The 23,034-nt window shown below is 64.1% G+C and carries 21 protein-coding genes; 7 read left to right on the top strand and 14 right to left on the bottom strand.

Going from position 1 to position 23,034, the window contains the following annotated elements; all coding sequences use genetic code 11:
* Positions 1-7 precede the first annotated feature (7 nt).
* A complete protein-coding gene (locus tag AC1Y2B_RS04790) occupies positions 8-1,951 on the bottom strand; it encodes a calcium-binding protein (protein WP_482251924.1) in 1,944 nt (647 codons plus the stop codon).
* Positions 1,952-2,430: 479 nt separating this feature from the next.
* On the opposite strand from AC1Y2B_RS04790, the gene ctaD reads away from it, so the two are divergent.
* The 6 genes from ctaD (at position 2,431) to AC1Y2B_RS04760 (ending at position 8,039) form a co-directional block, all read left to right on the top strand.
* Complete coding sequence (ctaD, locus tag AC1Y2B_RS04785; RefSeq protein ID WP_482251923.1) at positions 2,431-4,107, top strand: cytochrome c oxidase subunit I; 1,677 nt, start codon at positions 2,431-2,433, stop codon at positions 4,105-4,107.
* 136 nt (positions 4,108-4,243) lie between these two features.
* Positions 4,244-4,966: a hypothetical protein gene (locus AC1Y2B_RS04780; RefSeq protein WP_482251922.1), complete on the top strand. Its 723-nt coding sequence runs from the start codon at positions 4,244-4,246 to the stop codon at positions 4,964-4,966.
* Positions 4,967-5,156: 190 nt separating this feature from the next.
* Complete coding sequence (locus tag AC1Y2B_RS04775) at positions 5,157-6,020, top strand: S-methyl-5'-thioadenosine phosphorylase (RefSeq protein ID WP_482251921.1); 864 nt, start codon at positions 5,157-5,159, stop codon at positions 6,018-6,020.
* A 677-nt stretch (positions 6,021-6,697) separates the two neighbouring features.
* The gene (locus AC1Y2B_RS04770; protein WP_482251920.1) at positions 6,698-7,021 is read left to right on the top strand and encodes a DUF2269 family protein; all 324 of its coding nucleotides are present in this window, start codon (positions 6,698-6,700) and stop codon (positions 7,019-7,021) included.
* Between the two features lie 9 nt (positions 7,022-7,030).
* Positions 7,031-7,579 (top strand): adenine phosphoribosyltransferase, encoded by a 549-nt coding sequence (locus AC1Y2B_RS04765; RefSeq protein ID WP_482251919.1) that lies wholly within the window; start codon positions 7,031-7,033, stop codon positions 7,577-7,579.
* A gap of 82 nt (positions 7,580-7,661) precedes the next feature.
* A complete protein-coding gene (locus AC1Y2B_RS04760; protein ID WP_482251918.1) occupies positions 7,662-8,039 on the top strand; it encodes a DoxX family protein in 378 nt (125 codons plus the stop codon).
* Between the two features lie 271 nt (positions 8,040-8,310).
* On the opposite strand, the gene AC1Y2B_RS04755 is transcribed toward AC1Y2B_RS04760, so the two are convergent.
* From AC1Y2B_RS04755 to coxB, 12 genes are all read right to left on the bottom strand, one after another.
* On the bottom strand, positions 8,311-9,714 hold the full coding sequence (locus AC1Y2B_RS04755; protein ID WP_482251917.1) for an FAD-binding oxidoreductase: 1,404 nt from the start codon (positions 9,712-9,714) through the stop codon (positions 8,311-8,313).
* Positions 9,715-9,752: 38 nt separating this feature from the next.
* Positions 9,753-10,553 carry an MBL fold metallo-hydrolase gene (locus AC1Y2B_RS04750; protein WP_482251916.1) on the bottom strand — a complete coding sequence of 267 codons (801 nt, stop codon included), beginning with the start codon at positions 10,551-10,553 and terminating at the stop codon, positions 9,753-9,755.
* A 36-nt stretch (positions 10,554-10,589) separates the two neighbouring features.
* The gene (locus AC1Y2B_RS04745; RefSeq protein WP_482251915.1) at positions 10,590-11,126 is read right to left on the bottom strand and encodes a DUF1697 domain-containing protein; all 537 of its coding nucleotides are present in this window, start codon (positions 11,124-11,126) and stop codon (positions 10,590-10,592) included.
* Between the two features lie 78 nt (positions 11,127-11,204).
* Positions 11,205-11,789, bottom strand: a complete 585-nt coding sequence (locus AC1Y2B_RS04740) for a GNAT family N-acetyltransferase (RefSeq protein ID WP_482251914.1) — start codon at positions 11,787-11,789, stop codon at positions 11,205-11,207.
* Complete coding sequence (locus AC1Y2B_RS04735) at positions 11,789-13,048, bottom strand: M16 family metallopeptidase (RefSeq protein ID WP_482251913.1); 1,260 nt, start codon at positions 13,046-13,048, stop codon at positions 11,789-11,791. Before AC1Y2B_RS04735 ends, AC1Y2B_RS04740 begins: the two co-directional genes overlap by 1 nt.
* Positions 13,045-14,430: a threonine synthase gene (gene thrC / locus AC1Y2B_RS04730; protein ID WP_482252037.1), complete on the bottom strand. Its 1,386-nt coding sequence runs from the start codon at positions 14,428-14,430 to the stop codon at positions 13,045-13,047. Before thrC ends, AC1Y2B_RS04735 begins: the two co-directional genes overlap by 4 nt.
* Positions 14,430-15,107 (bottom strand): SURF1 family protein, encoded by a 678-nt coding sequence (locus tag AC1Y2B_RS04725; protein WP_482251912.1) that lies wholly within the window; start codon positions 15,105-15,107, stop codon positions 14,430-14,432. The genes thrC and AC1Y2B_RS04725 overlap by 1 nt, the downstream gene beginning before the upstream one ends.
* A 111-nt stretch (positions 15,108-15,218) precedes the next feature.
* Entirely contained in the window at positions 15,219-16,052 is an 834-nt protein-coding gene (locus AC1Y2B_RS04720; protein ID WP_482251911.1) for a cytochrome c oxidase subunit 3, read from the bottom strand.
* 27 nt (positions 16,053-16,079) lie between these two features.
* Positions 16,080-16,658 (bottom strand): cytochrome c oxidase assembly protein, encoded by a 579-nt coding sequence (locus tag AC1Y2B_RS04715; RefSeq protein ID WP_482251910.1) that lies wholly within the window; start codon positions 16,656-16,658, stop codon positions 16,080-16,082.
* Positions 16,658-16,873: a hypothetical protein gene (locus AC1Y2B_RS04710; protein WP_482251909.1), complete on the bottom strand. Its 216-nt coding sequence runs from the start codon at positions 16,871-16,873 to the stop codon at positions 16,658-16,660. The genes AC1Y2B_RS04715 and AC1Y2B_RS04710 overlap by 1 nt, the downstream gene beginning before the upstream one ends.
* On the bottom strand, positions 16,873-17,829 hold the full coding sequence (gene cyoE / locus AC1Y2B_RS04705; RefSeq protein ID WP_482251908.1) for a heme o synthase: 957 nt from the start codon (positions 17,827-17,829) through the stop codon (positions 16,873-16,875). Before cyoE ends, AC1Y2B_RS04710 begins: the two co-directional genes overlap by 1 nt.
* A 76-nt stretch (positions 17,830-17,905) precedes the next feature.
* Positions 17,906-18,739, bottom strand: a complete 834-nt coding sequence (gene coxB, locus AC1Y2B_RS04700) for a cytochrome c oxidase subunit II (protein ID WP_482252036.1) — start codon at positions 18,737-18,739, stop codon at positions 17,906-17,908.
* Between the two features lie 333 nt (positions 18,740-19,072).
* Here coxB and tldD point away from each other — a divergent pair, with 333 nt between their 5' ends.
* On the top strand, positions 19,073-20,494 hold the full coding sequence (gene tldD / locus AC1Y2B_RS04695) for a metalloprotease TldD (protein WP_482251907.1): 1,422 nt from the start codon (positions 19,073-19,075) through the stop codon (positions 20,492-20,494).
* 127 nt (positions 20,495-20,621) lie between these two features.
* On the opposite strand, the gene AC1Y2B_RS04690 is transcribed toward tldD, so the two are convergent.
* Positions 20,622-22,943 carry a Tex family protein gene (locus AC1Y2B_RS04690; protein WP_482251906.1) on the bottom strand — a complete coding sequence of 774 codons (2,322 nt, stop codon included), beginning with the start codon at positions 22,941-22,943 and terminating at the stop codon, positions 20,622-20,624.
* Positions 22,944-23,034 lie beyond the last annotated feature (91 nt).

The following is a 23,034-nucleotide window of genomic DNA, read 5'->3' as shown; positions in this document are numbered from 1 at the left end:
CTCTTGCCTACAGAATGAAGTCGGACGCGTTCACCGCGCTGGCGTTGATACCGACCAGACAAATCCGCATATCCACGCCGCGCACCCCGTCGAAATCCACCTCGACGAAGGTGCTGTTGCCAATCTGGTTCAGCCTCACCTGATGATCTGCGGTGAAGTTCGCCGTCCCGATGAAGGTCAAATGTGCGTTGGACGGTTGCAAGACTTGCGACAGGTCGATGCGGTCGTGATGGCTGGCACTGACAGTATGACTGATGAACGAAAGGATGTTGTCGATCGACCCGGTGTCCACACCACTGTCGGCAGCCGCAAAAAGGAATACGTCATCGCCCGTGCCGCCTGACAGAATGTCCACGCCCCGCCCACCGGTCAGCAGGTCATTGCCGCTGCCGCCATAAAGCTTGTCATCGCCGGACCAGCCGACCAGCGTGTCATTGCCGGTGCCGCCGATCAGCGTGTCCTGAACGGGCGTTTCGGGCAACAGGTTCGGCGCCGTCATCGCGGACCGGATCAGGTCGTTGCCCGCGCCGCCATCCAGAAGATCGCTCATGCCAAGGCCCGTCAGGTCATGGCTCACCCAACCGCCAAGACCGCCGTAGATATGGTCATCTCCGGCACCCAGACGGATCACGTCGCCATAGGTGGACCCGGTCACCCAGATCGACTCGAACCCCGTCACGCTGCCCACCGCGGCAGAGCCGATCTGAAGCGTGCCCGCCGCGGTTCGCGTGTCCAGACTCATCGGCCCGATATCCGCGACATAGGCGACGTCCATCACCAGACGGTCGGTTCCCGTACCGCCGTCCAGATGGTTCGGCCCCGCCCCGGACAGAGTGAGCTTGATGTGATCATCGCCGCCCCCCATCGCCAGATCGGCGCTTGCGGCTGTCGCGGTGACGCGATCCGTCAGGGCCTTGCCCTGCATCGACAGGTGATCGAACTGGCCTTTGAAGCTCAGTTGCTCGAATCCGGTGGCAAGGCTCAGACTTGCGCCGTCCAAGACAACGGCCCAACCCGAGGCCGTCTTGTTCAGCACCAGATCATGCGCCTCAGGACCTTGGCCCGAAGTGTCGAACTCCAGGAACAGCGCGTCCGTCCCCGCGCCCCCTGCCAGAATGGCGCCGCGCGTGGGATCGGACATATCAAAACGGGCACCGACCCTATCGGCCCCGTCACCGCCAGAGGCGACGGCAAAGCCTGCATGGGCGACGATGATATCTTTGCCCGCCCCGCCGTAAAAGGCGTCATGGCCGGGGATCGCTCCATCCGGCCCTTCCAGACCGATCACATCATTGCCCGCACCGCCATAGACCGTATCATCGCCTGCGTTGTCCACGACACTGTCATTGCCCGAACCCAGCAAGATCAGGTCATTGCCCGCGCCACCATGCACATCATAGGACTCAAACCCCAGGATCGTGCCCAAAGTGTCAGCGCCCAACTGACCCGACACCACGGCACCCTCTACATGAAAGACCAGCGCGTCTTCGGCCTTGTCATATTGCAGGACCAACAGATCGTTTCCCGCGCCGCCCTGCACATCAAACAGGACTGATCCGACATAGACCGTGTCATTGCCCGCCCCGGCATCCGCCGTCAGGACATAGCTGGGCACGAGCACGACGCCAAACTGGTGACCGCTGAAATAGGTGCCGTAGGTGCCAAGCACATCATTACCGTCGCCGCCCGTCAGCGTGTCATGGCTGTCAGCCCGGACCCTGACAAAAAGCCGGTCATCACCCAACCCGCCGTCGAACATCTGATTTTGCACGTCCAGCGCCGCCAAGGCCGAGATGTTGTCGTTGCCCGCCCCGCCATAGACCACGTTGCTGCCAGCACCCGGATCAATGCTGTCATTGCCCGCATAGCCATAGACCGTGTCATCACCAGCCGTGCTGCCGTCGAATTTGATGAAATCATCGTCCTTGGCCGTCAGTTTGAAAACAGTCATCGCGTCCCAATCACCTTACTGAATATCCCGCGCCCCATACCCGAAGCAAAATCCCTGCCGCCCAACCTAAGCCGCCAAATCCTTCGCGCCACCCTTCCAAAGATCACACCGCCAGCATCACACTCTCAATCGCACGCCAATCCCACGTCCCACGCCTCGCCAGCCCGACCCGGACCGCAGCGCTCCAAAAAACGCTATGAGGCCCGACCGCCCGAAGCAACTCCGAAAATTTGCATCAAAAGGAAAGCGAACTGGAAACAACGCCCCAGAGCGTCGTGGCGCCGCCCCGTGGCATCGCCCCGCGCCCTGTCGCCACCCTCGCCTGTTCAAGGGCACGACCCCGGCTTGGCCCCTTGTTTTCAACACTTCGGCACATATCCGCCATTGCCCTGCGTCCGCACCCACACTAGAACCACCTTTGTTACGGGACAGGGGGCGACTCCTGACCCCAATCGAGGCAACGACAACGGGAGACGCCAATGGCCGACGCAGCCATCCATGGCCACGACCATGGGCATGAGCAGAAGGGGTTCTTCACCCGCTGGTTCATGTCGACGAACCACAAGGATATCGGGGTTCTCTACCTCTTCACCGGCGGGCTCGTCGGTTTCATTTCGGTCATTTTCACCGTCTACATGCGGTTGGAACTGATGAACCCCGGCGTGCAGTACTTCTGCGCCGAAGGCCTGCGGCTGTTTGCCGATGCCAGCACACCCTGCACACCCGACGGCCACCAGTACAACGTGCTGATCACGGCGCACGGCGTGCTGATGATGTTCTTCGTCGTCATCCCCGCCCTGTTCGGCGGTTTTGGCAACTATTTCATGCCGCTGCACATCGGTGCGCCGGACATGGCCTTCCCCCGCATGAACAACCTGTCCTACTGGATGTATGTTGCCGGCTCCGCGCTCGCCGTGCTGTCGGTGTTTGCACCGGGCGGTGAGGGTGGTCACGGCGCGGGCGTTGGTTGGGTGCTTTACCCGCCGCTGTCGGCCAAGGAAGACGGCTACGCGATGGACCTCGCGATCTTCGCCGTCCACCTGTCGGGTGCCTCCTCGATCCTCGGCGCGATCAACATGATCACCACCTTCCTGAACATGCGCGCCCCCGGCATGACCATGCACAAGGTCCCGCTGTTCGCCTGGTCGATCTTCGTGACCGCCTGGCTGATCCTTCTGTCGCTGCCGGTTCTGGCTGGCGCCATCACCATGCTGCTGACCGACCGCAACTTCGGGACGACCTTCTTTGACCCGGCGGGCGGCGGCGACCCGATCCTGTACCAGCACATCCTGTGGTTCTTCGGCCACCCGGAAGTGTATATCATCGTGATCCCGGCCTTCGGCATCATCAGCCACGTCATCTCGACCTTCTCCAAGAAGCCGGTGTTCGGCTACCTGCCGATGGTCTACGCGATGGTTGCGATCGGTGTTCTGGGCTTCGTCGTCTGGGCGCACCACATGTACACCGTCGGCATGTCGCTGACCCAGCAGTCGTACTTCATGATGGCCACCATGGTCATCGCGGTTCCGACCGGCGTGAAGGTGTTCAGCTGGATCGCCACCATGTGGGGCGGCTCGATCGAGTTCAAGACGCCGATGCTCTGGGCCTTCGGGTTCCTCTTCCTCTTCACCGTGGGCGGCGTGACGGGCATCATGCTCAGCCAGGCTCCGGTCGACCGCATGTATCACGACACCTACTACGTCGTGGCGCACTTCCACTATGTGATGTCGCTGGGTGCGGTGTTCGGCATCTTCGCGGGGATCTACTTCTGGTTCGGCAAGATGTCGGGCCGCGAGTATCCGGAATGGGCGGGCAAGCTGCACTTCTGGGCGATGTTCATCGGGGCCAACCTGACGTTCTTCCCGCAGCACTTCCTCGGCCGTCAAGGCATGCCGCGCCGCTACATCGACTATCCGGAAGCCTTCGCCTACTGGAATAAGATCTCGTCCTACGGCGCCTTCCTGTCCTTCGCCTCCTTCGTGTTCTTCATCGTCGTGATCTTCTACTCGCTGTTCTTCGGCAAGAAGATCACCGTGAAGAACTACTGGAACGAATACGCCGATACGCTGGAATGGACCCTGACCTGCCCGCCGCCCGAACACACGTTCGAGCAGCTGCCCAAGCGGGAAGACTGGGACCACTCCCACGCACACTAAAGCGACAAAGGCCCCGGGAAACCGGGGCCTTTTGCTTTTGTAAGGTGGGGTAAAACCCCACCCTACAAAAGCCCGCCACGTCTCGTAGGGTGGGGTTTCACCCCACCTTTCCCGCCCAAGGATTTCAACGCGCCGTTTGATCGCTGCCATCCTTGCCAGTTTGCTTCCCCTGCCTTTGAAGGCGGACGGACAGCACCTCGCTCTGATCGTCCGTCCCCCCCTTGCCCCTGACCTTGCCGCCCTGCCAAGGGTCGCAGGCAACGACACCTTCGTGCAGAAGATCAACGCCGTGCTTGCCGCAGAAGACGCCAAGGCTATCGAAGCCCGAAACGACTGCCTTGAAGAACCGAACGCAGACTTTTCCAGCTGGGCGGATGTCACCCTCAACGGCCCATACTTCCTCGGGATCCAATACGGCCAAAGCTATTATTGCAACACCGGCCACCCTTGGACCGACCGATGGGTCCTGCTGTTCGATCTGAAATCCGGCGAGTCCATCGACCCAGTTTCGCTCCTTCCCAACGCCCTGCGCCCGCTGCCAGAGGATGAAAATCCGGCAACATGGAGCGAGGAAAAGGCGCTCGCAGGTGTGAAACCCCTGACCGATCTTTACCTGAGCCTCTGGGCCCATGACCCCGCGAACAACCCTGACACCAACGAATTGGATTGCACCGACGTCCTGACCCACGACACCCACAGCTTCCTGATCTGGCCAGATGCCAAAGCCCATGCCCTGATGCTCATGCCATACAGCATGGCCTATATCGACACGCCGTGCCAGAACCCGGTCGCCGTCCCCGTAGCCTTGCTCCTCAAACTCAACGCCTCGCCGCGCCTGATCATCGCCCTGTCACGGTGACCGTAGGTCGGGGCTTGCCCCGACTCTGCCCGCCTAAAATCCTAACAAACCCTTAACACCACACCCAATAAGATCACAAAATCAACCCCTTACCCCCCATTGCACGCGTGCAATCCCCCGCATTTCACACCCGTAGACTCTCCCCCACCTCCCCCCTATTCTCCCCTTCAAACCACCACAGGAGCCCCAAATGTCCCCCAAAATCGGCGTCATCGGCGGGTCGGGCGTCTATGAAATCAACGGGATCGAGGCGCCCCAGTGGGTCACCCTCGACACCCCCTGGGGCGCCCCCTCGGATGAGGTTCTGACTGGCACCCTGAACGGCACTCCCATGGCCTTCCTGCCCCGCCACGGCCGCGGCCATGTCCACAGCCCCACCACCGTCCCCTACCGCGCCAATATCGACGCCCTGAAGCGCCTCGGCTGCACCGACATCCTCGCCGTCTCCGCCGTGGGCAGCCTGAGGGTCGACTACAAGCCCGGTGATTTCGTCCTCGTCGACCAGTACATCGACCGCACCTTCGCCCGCGAGAAGTCCTTCTTCGGCCCCGGCTGCGTCGCCCATGTCTCGGTCGCCCACCCGACCTGCGCCCGATTGGGCAGGGCCGTCACCCAAGCCGCCGCCGCGTCAGGCATCCCGCTCCACCAAGACGCCACCTATCTCGCGATGGAGGGGCCGCAGTTCTCCACCCTCGCCGAAAGTCGCCTTTACCGGCAATGGGGTGCCGATGTGATCGGGATGACCGGCATGCCCGAAGCCAAACTCGCCCGTGAGGCCGAGATCTGCTACGCCTCCATCGCCATGGTCACCGATTACGACTGCTGGCACGAAGGCCACGGCGCGGTGGATGTGGCCCAAGTCATTGCCACCCTCACCGCCAACGCCGCGCAGGCGCGCTCTCTGGTCGCCGCCCTGCCCCGCCACCTGACCCATCCCACGCCGTGTCCCTGCGGCTGTGACCGCGCGCTGAGCTTCGCCCTGATGACCACCCCGGCCAAACGCGACCCTGATCTTCTGGCCAAACTTGACGCGGTGGCCGGGCGGGTGCTGTAAGACCCAACGCCGCTTCGGGTCCGTCGCCGGGGCGGGATCAAGGTGCCATAGCATGAAGTACTGGGCCCTGGCGCGGAAGGCCTGTTTGGCTCCACCATCGCCTTTGTCCTGCGCGACTGGGGGGGCGCGGTCCCAACCACGGACCGCCGCCTCGAACACCGCGCGGCGATGAGTTTGCCTCGGGGAAGGCCCAAATCATCGCGCCCGCCTGCCATGACCCGCCTTAAAGCGCCCGCCACAGCGGGACGCCCACCCGATCGACGCCGCAGGCCATCTGACCGGCACAAAGGCGCATGGCCGCACGGTCCATCAGGAGACCCCGAGCGCGGCGCCCACAGCCCTTGAACCCGACCGGCACGCCCTGCTGATCTCGGCCCTCGGCCTGCAGACAGATCGCCCCGTCGCCCAAGGACAACGCCAGATGGCGGCACGGGTGGCCGGGAACACCATCCGGCCCCCGGTCTGGTTATGACCAGGTCCTCGTTCGGCGGTTCCAAGGCCCCGTGCGCCTTCGCCGCCCTGCAGGTGCCGAGGCCTTGGCTGGATCGAGCCCCCTCCCCCGGGTTGAGGCGCGGTGAGGGACCTGTCCGTCGTGGCGAAGACCCTGCACAGCCTGTTCTCGCCCGTCTTTTTCGGCGCCGCATTCCAGATGGTCTACGCGCGGCACGGCGGGCAGCGTGGCCCGCACAGCCGCTGGCGTGGTAAGGGCGGACTGGGTCTTCCGCCTCCCCGCCGGCGTCATCCAGCCGCTGACCGGCTGTTCAAAGACCGAGCCCGGGGTGATGGCGGCCGATGCGGTGCAGGGCCTCGCCCTCTCTGCCCGGGCGCCCGTGGGGCACCTGCAGCGGCGCATCCGCGACCTGAGCCGCCGCCCCGCCGGTGGCCCGGTGCTGCCTGCGGCACTCGGCCTGCGCCAGATCTGGTTCGACATGCCTTGGCCCGCCTTCACCGCGCTTGTGGCGATCTTCCGGCTCATGGTATCGAAACCCGACTTCACCTGAGGACAAGCGATGAACAAGGCCGTCAAGACCCGGACCGTCAAGGACTACATCCGAACCATCGTCGATTTCCCGCATGAGGGCATCCTGTTCCGCGATGTCACCACGCTGTTCGCCGATCCGCGCGGCTTTCGCATGTGTGTCGATCAGCTGCTTGAACCCTATGCGGGCCTGCGCATCGACAAGGTGGCCGGGCTGGAGGCGCGGGGCTTCATCCTGGGCGGTGCCGTGGCGCACCAGCTCTCGACCGGCTTCGTGCCGATCCGCAAGAAGGGCAAGCTGCCGGGCCAGACCATCAGCCAATCCTACAAGCTGGAATATGGCGAAGCGGTGGTCGAGGTCCATGATGACGCCATGGCACCGGGCGATAAGGTCCTGCTGGTCGATGACCTCTTGGCCACCGGCGGCACCGCCGAGGCCGGCATCCGCCTGATCGAGCGTCTGGGCGCGCAGGTCGTCGGCTGCGCCTTCGTCGTCGACCTGCCCGCCCTGGGCGGCCGCAAGAAGCTGGAGGCGATGGGCATGGAGGTCCACGCGCTCTGCGCGTTCGACGGGCTTTAGAACCGCAGGCCACACGCCAAGGTGACCGGCCCTGCGGGACAGATTTCTTGCCTTGGCGGCGCGGCTCTGCCAGCTTTGGCGGATGAAAGATATCATCAACCTTCTGGGCCGCCTGCTGATCGCCCTGCTGTTTCTTGGCGGCGCCGTGCAGAAGGCCACCGATCCGGCCCCGGTGGTGCAGATGATCACCTCGATCGGGTTGCCTGCGGGGCTGGTCTGGCCGGTTGCGGCCTTTGATCTGGTGGCCGGGCTGGCGCTGATCTTCGGACCGGGGATTGCGGCTTGGGCGCTGGTGATGGCGGGCTATTGCCTGTTTACCAGCTACTTTCACTGGCAGTTGCGTGCCGATCCCTGGCAGGTGACGATCATGGTCAAGAACTGGTCGATCGCAGGGGGCCTGTTCATTCTGGCGGCACAGGGACCGGGGCGGTGGACCCTGCGCTGGCCCGGACGGCGCTAGGTCCTGTCACGTTCCGGTGGCCCAACGGACCTGTGCCGTTTCGCGTTTACCAATTGCTAACCCGAATCGGCATACACCAGTCCTGTCCGGTTCACCCAGCCGGATGGGCGCTGCTTGCAACACGTGACCCACCTACCCACCCCAGCGCCCTGTCGGTTCTCCGGCAGGGCGTGCTGGTTTCTTGGCCCCTGCCTGCTTCATTCAGGCCGGGAGGGCCGCCTGCCCTCCCGGACCCACCCGGGGATATTTGCACAAGTATGAAAAGGGCGCTTCAGCGCAGCACGGCCCCCGGGTTCATGATGCCAAAGGGGTCCAGCGCGGCTTTGACCGCCCGCATCGCCGCCAGCTTGGCCGGATCGCCATAGCGCTCCAGATCGGCCACCTTCAGCCGGCCGATGCCATGTTCGGCGCTGAAGGACCCGCCGCGCGCCACCGCCATGGCATGCACAAGATCCTGCACCGGCCCGACCATCGCCTTGTAGGCCGAGGGCTTTTCACCTTTCGGCGGGAAGACGTTGTAATGCAGGTTGCCATCGCCCAGATGGCCGAAGCAGTTGATACGCCACCGGCCAAGGGCCGCCAGCGCCGGCCCCGCGTCGCGGATGAAGCCCGCAACCTCGCCCAAGGGCAGCGCGATGTCATGGCTGGCGATGGCCCCAACGGCGCGGTTGGCCAAAGGGATCGTCTCGCGCAGCTCCCAGAACCGGGCCCGTTGCGCACCGCTTTGCGCGATGATGCCATCGGTGACCAACCCCGCTTGCAAGGCTTCGGCGAACAGATCGGTCAAGGCCTCCTCCGGCGCGCCCACGGCCAGACCGATGTCAATCAGCACCATCCAATCCGGCTTGTCGGCAAAGGGCTGACGGATCTGCGGCATCGTCTCGGCCAGAAACTCCAGCCCCATGCCGGCGATCAGTTCGAAGGCCGAGACGCCGCCCAGCCGGTCCTGGGCCATGGCAAGAAGCGCCAGTGCGGCGGCCGGGTCCGGCACCACCATCAGCGCGGCGCCTTCGGCCTTGGGCTGCGGGAAAAGCCGCAGGCTGGCGGCGGTGATCACGCCCAAGGTCCCCTCTGCCCCGATCAGCAGCCCGCGCAGATCATAGCCGGTGTTGTCCTTGCGCAGCCGCTTGAGCCCATGCCAGATGCTGCCATCCGGCAGCACCGCCTCCAGCCCCAGACACAGATCGCGTGCATTGCCATAGCGCACCACATTCACCCCGCCCGCATTGGTGGCCAGATTGCCGCCGATCCGACACGAGCCCTGACTGGCCAGCGTCAGCGGAAAAATCCGCCCCACCGCCTCGGCCGCCTTGTGGACATCCGACAGGATGACCCCCGCCTCGGCCAACAGTACGTTTTCGGCCGGGAAAATGCCGCGGATGCGGTTCATCCGCTCCAGTGACACGATCAGCGGCAAGGGCCCGTCGGACATCACCTGCGCCCCCACCAGCCCGGTGCCACCGCCCCATGGCACGATGCCCACCCGCGACGCCGCCGCCGCCTTGACGATCGCCGCCACCGCTTCGGTGGAATCAGGGCAGGCCACCGCCGCCGCCTCACCCCGCCATTTGCCACGCGGCTCCTCCAGATAGCGCGGCTCTGCCGGGCGCAGCGTACCGGGCGGCAGTTGGCCTTCAAGGGCGGACAGAAAAGCGGGGTCGGCGGGGTTGAGCATATCGGGTCTCCTTGCCCCCGTCTTAGCGCCTCGCATCCTCAGGGGAAAGGTTGCGGCGTCAGAACATCAATCTCGGGGGCCAGTGGCAGACCCTGCCGAGAGACCTCGATTTCCGGTCCCCCCACGATATGCGCGGGGTAATTGGCCTTCATGTCCACCAGAAACTGCGCCAGAATCTCGGGCGTGAACCAGTGCATCGGCAGCACGATGCGCGGGTGCAGCGACCGCACCACGCCGATGATCGCGGCTTGCGACATGGTGTATTCGCCATCCACCGGCACCATCAGCACATCGACCCGCCCGATCAAGGCCAACTGGCTGGGCGTCAGGATCTGATGCAGATGGCCCAGATGCACGATGCACAACCCCGCCACCTCGAAGATGAAGATCGAGTTGCCGTCCTTGCGCGCCCCCTCGCCAAAGGGCCCGCGCAGGTCGCTGGTGACATTGCGCAGCCGCATCTCGCCCAAGTCAATGTCGACCGCCGCCGGCTGACCCGGGGGCCCCCAGCCCTTGATCACCAAAGGAATGCGGGGGTCGGGGTGGTTGGTGAAATGACTGTCATGGTAGTTGTTCATCGTGACGATGTCAGGCACCACATCCGCATTGCCGATCTTGCCGTTGTAATCGGTCACGGCCATCAAGCCGCCCGGCGTTTCGATGGCGAACATCGCATGGTCGATGTAGCGGATCCGCACCAGACCTGCGGGTGGCGGCACCCCATAGCGCGCCGGGATCACGGTGGCGCCGGTATCAGCCAAAGCAACGCAGTCCGAGGGCAGGGTCTCTGCCCGCGCCCAGACCGGCAAGATCAGCAAAAGGGCCAGCAACCACCGCATGACGCCAGCCTGCCACCGAAGCCCACCCGCGCGCAATCACGTTCCCGTCAATCCCCGCGCCATATCCAGAATGGCCAGGGCCGAGCGTTGATTGCGCGCCGTCATCGCGCCCTTCAGATAGCGCGGCAGCTTTTCCACCACCGATGAGGTGCCAAAGCCCTGCGGCGTGTGCAGATAGAAGGCCCCCTGCCCCAGATGAAAGCGCTCTCCGCGGGTGGCATGGGCCTCCAGCCCGGGCTTGAGCGTGACATCGCCCTGCAGGAACAGGATATGCACCTTGGCGCCCTCCAAAGCGCCCTCTGCCGCGAAGGGATTGGCCGTCAGGGTCGTGGCCATCGCGTCCAAGGTCCGCACGAAGATCGGCACCGTCAGCCCGAAATTGGTCCGCAACCCATCGGCCACCCGGGCTTCAAGCCCGTCCCGCTCGCCCAGAAACACCGCATTGCCGCTTTGGATATAGGTCTGCACCCGCCGCAGCCCCAACCCCGTCAGCATCTCGCGAAAGGCCGCCATCGGCAGCGTGTTGGCGCCCGAGACATTCACCCCGCGCAACATCAGGATCAAAGGCTCCACCTTCTTCCCCCTTTCACATTCGCGGAAATATCCCGCCAGAGTGCCCCAAGGGGGGTGCGCAGCCCAGCAAGGGCCCCGTTACCCGACCTCGGTCTTGCCGCGCCGGTCATGGCGCAGATTGGCGTAAAGCACGTGGTTGCGCCAGCGCCCGTTGATCTGCAGGTAGCTTTGCGCCACCCCTTCATACTTGAAGCCACATTTCTCCAGCACCCCGCGCGAGGGCGCATTCTCCGGCAGGCAGGCCGCCTCGATCCGGCTCAGGTCCATCACCTGAAAGGCGTGATGCACGACCGACTGGATCGCCTCGCGCATATAGCCTTGCCGGGCGTGGGGCCGGCCGATCCAATAGCCCAAAGTCCCCGCCTGCACCGGCCCGCGGCGGATATTGTCCAGCGTAATCGCCCCGATCAGCAGGTTGTCGGCCCGGCGGATCAGCATAAGCGGCAGCGCCGTGCCCTGCGCCTCGGCCCGCGCCGCCCAGTAGACCCGGTTGGTAAAGGCCTTGCGGGACAGATGATCGGGCGCCCGCACCGGCTCCCATTGCACCAGATGATCGGCGGATCCTTCGCGCAACTCGGCCCAGGTGCGGTAATCGGCATGGCTGGGCAAGCGCAGCGTCATGCGCTCTGTCTCGATCTTCGGCTTCTTCTTCAGGCCGAACATCAGCCGCGCAACCTTTCCCGGATTGCCTCCAGCGTCGGGGCCGCCTCAACCGGGCCGTACAGCGCCAGCGCCGATCCCGCCGTGGTCAGCCCTTCGGCAAAGCGGCGCACATCCGCCGTGGTGACGGCGTCGATCTTGGCCACCACCTCGTCGACATCCGGCACCCGGCCATAGATCGCCATCAGCCGCGCAATCCGTTCTGCCCGGGACGAGGCGCTTTCCAGCCCCATCAGCATCCCGGCCTTGATCTGGGCCCGCGCCCGCGCCACTTCGGCGTCGGTCATGTCTTCGGCCGCGCGCTTCATCTCATCCATCGTCAGATGCATCAGATCCTCGATCTCGTCCTCCGAGGTTCCGGCATACAAGGTGATCTGACCTGCATCCTCATAAGCACCCGCCTGCGCGAAGATCGAGTAGCACAGGCCCCGCTCTTCGCGGATCTTCTGGAACAGACGCGAGGACATGCCGCCGCCCATCGCCGTGGCATAGACCTGCGCCGTATGCACATCGGCATGGCGATAGCCCGGCCCGTCAAAGGCCATGGCGAAATGGACCTGCTCCAAATCCTTGACCTCGCGCCGCTCGGTCCCGGCAAAACGCGCCACGTCGAACCCCAGCGCGGGCCGCGCCTTTAATCCGCCGAACGTGGCCTGCGCCTCGCGCACGATGGCGTCATGGTCCACCGCCCCCGCCGCCGACAGGATCATCTCTCCGGGCGCATAGCGTTCACCGACAAAGCCCTTCAGATCCGCAGCCGAAAACGCGCCAACCCGCTCCTCGGGCCCAAGGATCGTGCGGCCAAACGGTTGGTCGGGGTAGGACACCTCTTGCAGCCAGTCGAACACGATATCGTCCGGCGTATCCAGCGCCTGCCCGATTTCCTGCAGGATGACATGCCGTTCGGTCTCGATATCCGCCTCATGGAAGGCGGGGTTGAGGACGATATCCCCAATCACATCCAGCGCCAGCCCCACATCGCTTTCCAACACCCGCGCGTAATAGGCCGTCATCTCACGCGAGGTATAGGCGTTGATATATCCACCAACGTCCTCGATCTCCTCGGCAATCTGCAAGGCCGTGCGTTTTTCGGTCCCTTTGAAGGCCATATGCTCCAGAAAGTGGGCAATGCCGTTCTGTTCAGGCCGCTCATGCCGCCCGCCCGCCATCACCCAAATCCCGGCAGAGGCGCTTTTCAGCCCCGCCATATGCTCGGTCACGATCCGAAGGCCATTGTCGAGCGTGGTCAGGCGTACAGTCACCGGGCGATCCTTTCGCGGACCAAAGATTGAAGGGCACCAAGGTCATTGGGCACCCGTGTGACCCGTTCGGGCCGGTCAAACAAATCCGCCATGCGCGGCGGCAAGCCGGGCCGCAGGCCCGAGGCTTGCTCAACCGCATCCGGGAACTTCGCCGGATGCGCCGTGGCCAGCGTGATCATCGGGACAGGCCCCAAATGCTCTTCCGCCACCTTGACCCCCACCGCGCCATGCGGACACAGCAACTCGCCGGTCTCGGCAAAGGTGCGCTGGATCGTCGCCAGCGTCTCCGCTTCCGAACACCGCCCCGACGCAAAGGTCGCCCGCAGCATCTGCAAAGCGGCTTGCGAAATCGTGAACCCGCCCGCCTTTACCTCGTCCATCAGGGCTGCAACCGCCGCCCCATCCCGCCCGTAGGCATCAAACAAGGCGCGTTCGAAGTTCGACGACACCTGAATGTCCATCGAGGGGCTGATCGACGGCTTCACGCCATCCATCGCATAGGCACCAGATCGCAGCGCCCGATCCAGAATGTCGTTCTGATTGGTGGCGATCACCAGTTGCTCAATCGGCAACCCCATCGAGCGCGCGATATACCCGGCGAAAATGTCACCGAAATTTCCCGTCGGCACCGTGAAGCTGACCTTCCGATGCGGCGCGCCAAGGCTCACCGCGCTGCTGACATAGTACACCACCTGCGCCAGCACCCGCGCCCAGTTGATCGAGTTCACGCCCGCCAGCCGAACGCCGTCGCGGAAGGCGAAGTCGTTGAACATGTCCTTGACCCGCGCCTGCGCATCGTCAAATGACCCGTCAATCGCCAGCGCATGGACATTCGCCTCGGTCGGGGTTGTCATCTGCCGCCGCTGCACATCACTGACCCGGCCATGCGGGAACAGGATGAACACATCGACATTGGCCAAGCCCCGAAACGCCTCGATCGCCGCCGACCCGGTATCGCCCGAGGTCGCGCCGACAATGGTGATCCGTTCGCCCGACTTGGCCAAGTCCGCCTGCATCATCTGCCCGATCAACTGCATGGCGAAGTCCTTGAAGGCCAGCGTCGGCCCGTGGAACAGCTCCAGCAGGAAATGGTTCGGGGCCAGCTGCTTCAAGGGCGCCCGCGCCGGATGGCCAAATCCCGCATAGGCCTTGGCGATCAGCCCTCGGAATTCGTCATCCGTGAAGGTATCGCCCATGAAGGGCTTCATCACCGCAAAGGCAATCTCTTCATAAGACTTGCCCGCCAGTGCCGCGAAGTCCGCACTTGAAAACTGCGGCACCGCTTGGGGCACATAAAGCCCGCCATCGCGCGCCAGCCCGGTCATCATCGCTTCGCCGAATGTCAGGACCGGGGCCGTACCCCGGGTAGAGATATAACGCATCATGCCGCCTTCGAACTTTGCTGCCTGATACGCCACAACAGAAAGACTGTCATCACGAACCAGACAAGAGCCAACGAAAACCATGTCATGGCATATTGCCAGTGGTCATTGGGAATAGAGGATGTGTCCAGCGGCATCGGCACAATCCCGTCACCGGTGGGTGCGCGCGCGACAATAAGTGTCGGCTCGGTGTTGAGGACCCTGGCCATCGCCGGCACATCGCGGGCAAACCACAACCCGGTCTTGGGGTCGGGCGGCGGCGTGTAGCTGTCAGCCTCCTGCGGCCAGTCCAGATTGCCGACCACGGTCGCTGCATGCCCGGCCGCCGGCGTGGCCGTGGTGCCATCCAGCCAGATCCCCCGGTCCACCAGAACCCGCCGCCCATCGGCGGTCTGGAACACCGCAATCACCTTCTTGCCCGGGCCCTGATCCTGCAGGCTGTCCAGCTTGAAAACCACTTCGCCCGTGTAGGCGCCGGTCACGGTCACCCCGCGATAGCGGTCCGCCTCCAGCGTCACGGCGGCAGGCAAAGCCACCGGCGCATCGACCAGCATATGGTTGATTGCGGCCAGCTTGGCCTCTTTCCAGGTCAGCCGCTCCAGCTGCCAAACGCCCAGCGAGAGCAGAGTAGCCACCCCGATCACCCCAAACAGCACAGGCCCGATCATCCGCCGCATCACATCTCTCCGCCAAAGCAAAAGGGGCGCAAACCCCGCGCCCCCTTCTCATCCAGGTCCAAATATCCCGCAGGGGGGTCTGGGGGGACGCGAAGCCCCCCAGCCTTGGGGTCAGCCCTGACCCCAGACGTAGACCGCCGCGAACAGGAACAGCCAGACCACGTCCACGAAGTGCCAGTACCAGGCTGCCGCTTCAAAGCCGATGTGGGCCTCGGGGGTGAAATCGCCCTGATAGGTGCGGATCAGGCAGATCAGCAGGAAGATCGACCCGATGATGACGTGGGCGCCGTGGAAGCCCGTCGCCATGAAGAACGACGCGCCATAGATGTTGCCGGCAAACGAGAAGCCCGCATGGGCGTATTCGTAAGCCTGGAAGCAGGTGAACATCACGCCCAGAATGACGGCCAGCGCCAACCCCTGCTTCATGTCCTTGCGGTTGTTGTTGTCATGCACCAGCGCATGGTGCGCCCAGGTCGCCGCCGCACCCGAGCACAGCAGGATCAGCGTGTTGATGATCGGCAGGTGCCAGGGGTTGAAGGTCTCGATCCCGGCGGGCGGCCAGACACCGTCCTGGATCGGGCTCAGCGGTCCCATCGGATACAGACGGTGCTTGAAGAAGGTCCAGAACCAGGCGGCAAAGAACATCACTTCGGACATGATGAACATGATGAAGCCATAGCGCAGGCCGATGCGGACGACCGGGGTATGGTCGCCGGTGTTGGCCTCGCGGATGACCGCCGACCACCAGCCGTACATGGTGTACAACACCCCCAGCAGCCCGATCAGCGCCACAAACGGCGTGCCCCGGGTCGAAGCGCCGTGGTTCATCCAAATCACCATGCCGCCCAGCATCAGGAAGGCCGACACGGCCCCCAGGAAGGGCCACAGCGACGGCGGCAGAATATGGTAGTCGTGGTTCTTGGCGTGCGCAGCTTCGGTGGCCATGGCTCGGGCTCCCTCGTTTCTTATGTGTCAGTTTATCGGCTTGGACGTCGTCTGGGCAAGGGCTGCCTCGGCGACATCCAGCGGGATTTGGTGGAACGTGTAGGATAGGGTGATCTCGTTGACATATTTGCTTTCGCGGTCGTTCACGATGGCAGGGTCAACGTAGAAGGTGACGGGCATCTGCACGGTCTGACCCGGCTGCAGAATCTGGGCGGTGAAGCAGAAACAGGCGATCTTGGTGAAGTAGCCGCCCGCCGCATCCGGGGTGACATTGTAGCTGGCCTGCCCCGCCACGGCATGGTCGGTCGGGTTAGAGGCCTCAAAGAACGCCAGCCCCGTCTCGCCGATGTGCAGGACCATGGAATTCTGCACCGGCTTGAAGGTCCAGGGCATGTCGCGGTCCTTGGAGGCGTCAAAGCGCACCGTCACCGTCTGCTCCAGCGGCTGTGCGGGCGCGTGCTTGGCGACCGAGGTCGTGCCGCCAAAGCCGGTCGTCTTGCAGAACCACGAATAGAACGGCACCGCCGCAAACGACAGCGACACCATGACCAGTGCCACCAGCACCAGCCAGCGCGCCGTCTTTTGTTGAGGGGTACGCTCGGTCATCAGTTGCCGTCCTGAACCACGGCACCGGGCACGATCGGCGTGCCGTCGGGATTGACCGCGCCCTTGCCCTCAAGGGCGTGCATCGGGTCGCCATGCGTCACCTTCTCGACCGTCAGCGCGAAGGACAGGATGACGAAAGCCGCCAGCGCCACGCCCACGCCCACGTTGCGCGACAGGCGGCGACCGTAAATTTCATGCTCGGGTTTGAAGGCCATCACAGTGCTCCGTATCCAAGGCCATGCAGCACGGCCTCAGCCAGCAATGCGCCGAAATGCCCGAAAAGGTAAAGCAACGAGAAGGTGAAGACTTTCTTTTCCACCTTGTACTTGTCCGCTTCGGCCATGACCTCGTCACGCCGCACGATGCGCCAGGCCCCCCACAGGAAGACCGCGTTCAAGACCGCCGCAGTTGCCAGATAGACCGGCCCGCCAATCGAGGTGAACCCCAGCGCCAGCGCCACAGGGGCCAGCAGAACCGTGTAGACCATGACATGCCGCCGGGTGGACTTGCGGCCATGCGTCACCGTCAGCATCGGAATCCCGGCCTTGGAATAGTCGTCCTTCATGAACAGCGCCAAGGCCCAGAAGTGCGGCGGCGTCCACATGAAAATCAGCGCGAACATCAGGAAGGCTTCCAGCGAGACTGACCCGGTCATCGCCACCCAGCCGATCATCGGCGGGAAAGCCCCGGCCGCGCCACCGATCACGATGTTCTGCGGCGTCAGGCGCTTCAGCCAGATCGAATAGATCGCAACGTAAAAGAAGATGGTGAAGGCCAGCAGCCCCGCCGCCAACAGATTGGCCGCCAGCGCCAGCATGATCACCGAAGCCACCGACAGCGCCATGCCAAGCCCCAAGGCCTCGCCCGGCTGCACGCGGCCCGACGGCACCGGGCGCTTCATGGTCCGCCGCATCAGCGCATCAATATCGGCATCCCACCACATGTTCAGCGCACCGGACGCCCCCGCGCCAAGCGCGATGAACAGGATCGCGGTGAAAGAGGCCACCGGCGGCAGATGCACCGGCGCCACGATCATCCCCACAAAGGCCGTGAAGATGACCAAAGACATCACGCGCGGCTTCAGAAGCTGCACGAAATCGCCAAAGCCCGGCTCGGCCGCCGCAACGTCAGCGCTTGCGCCCGCGTCACTGAAAACCTGCGTATCCGTCATGTGCCCAGCTTTCCCTAGTCCCTGCAAGACGAAGGCCCCCGCGCGGGGGCCCCTGCCATTGGTTCCGCCGCAAACCTCAGTTCGAGGCGAGCTGATAGTTGCCGCCCTTGGCCTGCTCCAGCCACTTGTCGTAGGCTTCCTGGCTCACAACCTTCACTTCGATCGGCATGTAGGCGTGGCCCTGACCGCACAGCGTGGTGCACTGGCCGAAGTAGATGCCTTCCTGCGTCGCCTTGAACCAGGTCTCGCCCAGACGGCCCGGCACGGCCGAGTGCATCACAGCAAACGCCGGCACAGCCCAGGCGTGGATCACGTCAGCCCCGGTCATCTCGACCTTGACCACCTTGTTCACCGGCACGACCAGCGCGTTGTCGACGGCCAGCAGATAGTCGCTGTCCTTGTAGCCCGCCGCGGCCAGATCCTTCTTCTCCAGCAGAACCGAGTCGAACGACACGTTCGCATCCGGATAGGCATAGGACCAGAACCACTGGTTGCCGGTGACCTTCACGGTCAGATCGGCCGCAGGAATTTCCATCTGATCAAACAGCGCCGGCAGCGAGAACGAGCCCACGAACACCAGCACCAGGATCGGCACCAGCGTCCATGCCACTTCCAGCGGCGTGTTGTGGGTGAACTTCGCCGGCACCGGGTTGCGCTTGGCGTTGAAGCGGAAGATCACATACAGCAGCAACACACAGACAAACACCGTGATCACCGAGATGATCCACATGACCATCGTCTCAAGCCCCTGCGCTTCCACGGCAACCGGGGTCGACGGCGGCTGAAAGCCCATCTTCTCCGCCTGCGGAACGCCGATTTCCTGCAAAGCCTCTGCCGCTGCCGAACCAGCCAGCGCCAAAGTCGTCACACCGGCCAGCACCAGAGACGAAAGACCGCGAAGTTGGGTCATAACACTCATGTTCAATTCCCGTTCCCTACGCGGCTGTCCCGCCGCCTATTTCGGACATGCCTGATGCCAGGCAGAATCCCGTTGTTTCTGTCGCTCCTGAAACCATATTAGCCGGGCGGCGACAAGAGAAAGTGAAGAGGAAGATGGTGCGCTGGCTGCAGTTTCAAGGCCCGGCGCCCGAATTTGCCCACCGCTTCGCCCGCTCCGGCAACAGGTGGCGCCCACAGAACGGGGCAACCGCACCCTGCCCCGCCACAAGGAAGTCATCGCCGCCGCCTTGCGATGCCCTCGCGCAACACCTAGGTTGCATCCATCCCTTGGAAAGCCCCCGACATGACCGACGCCCCCTTCCGCCCGTTTGAAACCAACCTCGACGAGGCCGCCGCCCTGGCCATCCTGCGCGACGCCACATCCGGCGCCGATGACGGCGAGCTGTTCCTCGAACGCCGCCGGTCCGAGGCCATCGTGCTGGATGACCGCCGCATCAAGACCGCCAGCTACGACGCCTCCGAAGGCTTTGGCCTGCGCGCCGTGCGCGGCGAAGTCGCAGGCTATGCCCATGCCACCGAAATCTCCGAATCCGCCATGAAGCGTGCGTCCGAGACCACGAAACTGGCGGTGGGCGATGGCGGCGGCACCATGGCCCCGCCCCCCAAGGGCACCAACATCAAGCTTTACACCGATGCCGATCCGATGGCCGATGCCGTCTTCGCCGCCAAGATCGACATCCTGAAAGAGATTGACGCCTACGCCCGCGCGCTTGACCCCCGTGTCATCCAGGTCTCGGCAACCATCGCCGCCGGCCTGCAAGAGGTCGAGATCCTGCGCCCCGAAGGCCTGCGCCTGTCCGACATCCGCCCGATGGCCCGCCTGAACGTCTCGGTCGTGGTCGAGGAAAACGGCAAGCGCGAACAAGGCGGCACCGGTGGCGGCGGCCGCCACGGTCTGGCCGCCCTGCTGGAACCCGCCTTCTGGCAAGCCCAATTGCGCGAAGCCTTGCGCATCGCCCTTGTCAACCTGCACGCCGAACCCGCCCCGGCCGGGATGATGGATGTCGTCCTCGGGCCTGGCTGGCCCGGCATCCTCTTGCACGAAGCCATCGGCCACGGGCTCGAGGGGGATTTCAACCGCAAGCAAACCTCGGCCTTCGCCGGCCTCATGGGCCAGCAGATCGCCGCCAAGGGCGTGACCGTACTGGACGATGGCACAATTCCCAACCGTCGCGGCTCGATCTCGGTCGATGACGAGGGCACGCCCTCGCAGCGCAATGTCCTGATCGAAGACGGCATTCTGGTTGGCTACATGCAAGACCGCCAGAACGCCCGCCTGATGGGTGTGGCCGCCACTGGCAATGGCCGGCGCGAAAGCTTCGCCCATATCCCGATGCCGCGCATGACCAACACCTACATGCTGGCCGGCACCGACAGCCCCGAAAGCATCGTCGCCAGCCTGAAAGACGGCATCTATGCCGTGGGCTTCGGTGGCGGTCAGGTCGACATCACCAACGGAAAGTTCGTGTTCTCCTGCACCGAGGCATACCGCGTCAAGAACGGCGTGATAGGCAACGCCGTCAAAGGCGCCACTCTGATCGGCGACGGTGCCACCGCGCTCAAGCAGATCCGCGCCATCGGCAACGACCTCAAGCTTGACCCCGGCATCGGCAACTGCGGCAAGGCCGGGCAATGGGTTCCGGTGGGGGTGGGTCAACCCACCCTGATGATCGGCGGCCTCACCGTCGGTGGATCGGCCAGCTAAGCCAAAATCTTCGACGAAGATTTTGCGGCCAGATTTTCGGCGAAAATCTGGCTTCCAATTTTCGTCGAAAATTGGACTTTCTCGAATTTTCGACGAAAATTCGTGGCTTCGACCGCGCCGCGAACCGTCAGCGGCCCGGAAACTTGCCCTTCAACGCGTCGGCAAAAGCCCCGCCCGAGGACGGCTGCGCTTTCGGCGCCGCCTGCATCGGCCCCGGCTTGCCCTTCGGTGCCGCTTGGCCTTGTGCCGCGGCCCCCCGTTCCCGCACCTGCTCGCGCGCTCCGCTGGAATCCTTCTTCATTGTCAGGGCGATGCGCTTTCTGGCGGCATCCACCTCGACCACCCGCACCTGCACAACATCCCCCGCCTTGACCACCGCATGGGGGTCTTTCACGAACGTGTCGGCCAACTGGCTGACATGCACCAAACCGTCCTGATGCACGCCGATATCAACAAATGCCCCAAAGGCCGCGACGTTGGTGACGGTGCCCTCCAGCAGCATCCCAACCTTCAAGTCCTTGATCTCATTGACACCTTCGGCAAAGGTCGCCGTCTTGAACTCGGGGCGTGGGTCACGGCCCGGTTTCTCCAACTCCGCCAGAATGTCCTTCACCGTCGGCAACCCGAACTTTTCATCGACAAAGGCCCGCGGGTCCAGCCGCGCCAACGCGGCAGAATCCCCCATGATCGCCCGAATGTCCCGCCCACAGGCCGCCACGATTTTCCGAGCGACATCATAGGCCTCCGGGTGAACGCTTGACGCATCCAACGGCTCCGCCCCGCCGCGGATGCGCAAGAACCCTGCCGCCTGTTCAAAGGCCTTCGGCCCCAGCCGCGCCACTTTCAGCAGCTCTTTCCGCGTCTTGAACGGCCCATTCGCATCGCGGTGCGCCACGATCGCCTGCGCCAAGCCCGCCGAAAGCCCGGAAACCGCCGCCAGCAAGGGGGCCGAGGCCGTGTTCAACTCCACCCCCACCGCGTTCACGGCGTCTTCCACCACCTCACCAAGGCTGCGCCCCAAACGGCTTTGATCCACATCATGTTGATATTGCCCAACCCCAATCGCCTTGGGTTCGATCTTCACCAGCTCCGCCAAGGGGTCCTGCAAGCGCCGCGCAATGCTGACAGCCCCCCGCAAACTCACATCCAGATCCGGAAACTCCTTGGCCGCCAGTTCCGACGCCGAATAGACCGAGGCCCCTGCCTCGCTCACGATCACCTTGGTGGGCTTCTCGCCCGGCAAGACCGCCAGCATATCGGCCACAAGCTTCTCGGTCTCCCGAGACCCGGTGCCATTGCCAATCGAGATCAACCGGACGCCATGCGCCCCGATCAACCGCGCCAAGGTGACTTGGCTCTGCCGCACCTCACTCTTCGGCTGGAACGGATAGATGACATCCGTGGCCACCACCTTGCCCGTGGCATCGACCACCGCCACCTTGACACCCGTCCGGATGCCGGGGTCCAGCCCCATCGTGGCCTTCCCCCCGGCCGGCGCGGCCAAGAGCAAGTCCTTCAAATTCCGCGCAAAAACCCGGATCGCTTCGGTCTCTGACCGCTCGCGCATCTCGCCCATCAGGTCCAGCGTCAGACTGGTGCGCAGCTTGATCCGCCACGCCCAGGCCGCAGCCTCCCGCAGCCAGGCATCGCCCGGACCACGGCCAGAGGCGCCAACAACCGCGGCGCAGGCCCGTTCACAGGGGCTTTCGCCCTTCGCAGCCTCTGGGTCCACCTCAAGATCCAGCGCCAGGACCCCCTCGTTCTGCCCGCGCAGCATCGCCAGCACCCGGTGGCTCGGGGCCGAATGCCAGGGTTCGGAATGCGCGAAATAGTCCGAGAATTTCGCCCCTTCCGCCTCTTTGCCCGCCACACCCTTGGCAGACAGCCGCGCCACCTGCTTCATATGGTGGCGCAGGCGGCCCAGAAGGTCGGCATTCTCGGCCAAACCCTCGGCCAGAATATCCCGCGCCCCCTCCAGCGCGGCCTTGGTATCCGGGACACCCTCTTTCACATAAGCCGCCGCCAGCTTCACCGGATCGGCCGCATGATCCGCCACGATGGCCTCATAAAGCCCCTGCAACCCCAGTTCCCGCGCAATCATCGCCTTGGTCCGGCGCTTGGGCTTGTAGGGCAGATACAGATCTTCCAGCTCCGCCTTCGTCACCGACCCGGCAATCGCCTTGGCCAGGGCCTCCGTCATCTTGCCCTGCTCGGTGATCGAGGCGGCAATCCCCTCGCGCCGTGCCTGCAATTCGCGCAGATAGACCAACCGTTCGGCCAGGTTGCGCAGTTGCGTGTCATCCAGCCCCCCGGTCACCTCTTTGCGATAGCGCGCGATGAAGGGCACGGTAGAGCCGGCATCCAACAGCTCCACTGCCGCCTGAACCTGACCCGGCGTGGCTGCGATTTCGCTGGCGATGATCTGGGCAATGGGACGCGGGCTGGCCATGGCAGTCTCCTTTGGAAGGGAGGGTGAACATAGTCCCCCGGGCCGCTTTCGCAACCCGAAAATCCCCCGCGACACCGACGTGAAACGATGA

It is taken from the genome of Stagnihabitans sp., from assembly GCF_964946895.1.
Note: the sequence above shows the minus strand (reverse complement) of the source record. Positions and strands in the feature narration are given on the sequence as shown.